At 54.9% G+C, this 711-nt stretch carries 2 protein-coding genes; both read left to right on the top strand.

The features are described from left to right. A partial coding sequence (locus VZ95_RS26365) for a hypothetical protein (protein ID WP_045777581.1) occupies positions 1–226 on the top strand: 226 nt, incomplete at its 5' end. A gap of 143 nt (positions 227–369) precedes the next feature. Beyond that, a complete protein-coding gene (locus VZ95_RS20890; protein ID WP_232302796.1) occupies positions 370–678 on the top strand; it encodes an FtsB family cell division protein in 309 nt (102 codons plus the stop codon). Positions 679–711: the final 33 nt, after the last annotated feature.

The following is a 711-nucleotide window of genomic DNA, read 5'->3' as shown; positions in this document are numbered from 1 at the left end:
GCCCACGCGTTTTGCGGGGGAGCTTGAAGCGCGCGATGATCGGCTTGCGAAGCTGATTACCGACGGGTTCGATCAGCTCAATACGCGCTTAGCTGCGGTGGAGCAGCGCTTAAGCACGCAGGACCAGCGGCTGACCGCGCAAGAGCAGAGTGATCGGAATTTGCTTCAGGCTATGGGCAATTTGCAGGGGCAGATTGCGGCCCTAAGCCGGGTATCTCGAAGCTAAGGCTTGGGTATATAATCCCGACTCGATATATGACATTTTGAGTCTGGACTCATTTCTGAGATAATCCTGTTGACCCCCTGACTCCCTTATGATTCTTTGGAGTCATGGCTGTCCTGACCATTCTGAAGCGCAAAGCGCATACCGTGATCGCCCCGCTGCTGGGCGCGTCTTTCGTTGCCTATTTCGCCTATCATGCCGTGCATGGCGACCGGGGGATGTTGGCCTATCTGCATTTGCAGCAGGAGATCCGCAAGGCCGAAATTACCCGCGATCTTGTTCATGCGGAGCGGGAAATACTCGAAAAACGGGTGTCTTTGATGCGGCCGGATCGATTGGACCCCGACCTTTTGGAAGAACGCGCGCGAGTCCTATTGAATTTTGGCCGGAAGGACGAAGTGCAGATCATGCTGCAACGCCCGCAGGCCTTGCCCCCTGAAATTGCAGTGAATTAGCCTTTTGCCTTTCGCATCTGCGAAAGAAACTGT

Source organism: Elstera litoralis, assembly GCF_000963705.1.
Classification (GTDB): Bacteria; Pseudomonadota; Alphaproteobacteria; order Elsterales; family Elsteraceae; genus Elstera; species Elstera litoralis.
This window is presented reverse-complemented; position numbering and strand designations above follow the sequence as displayed.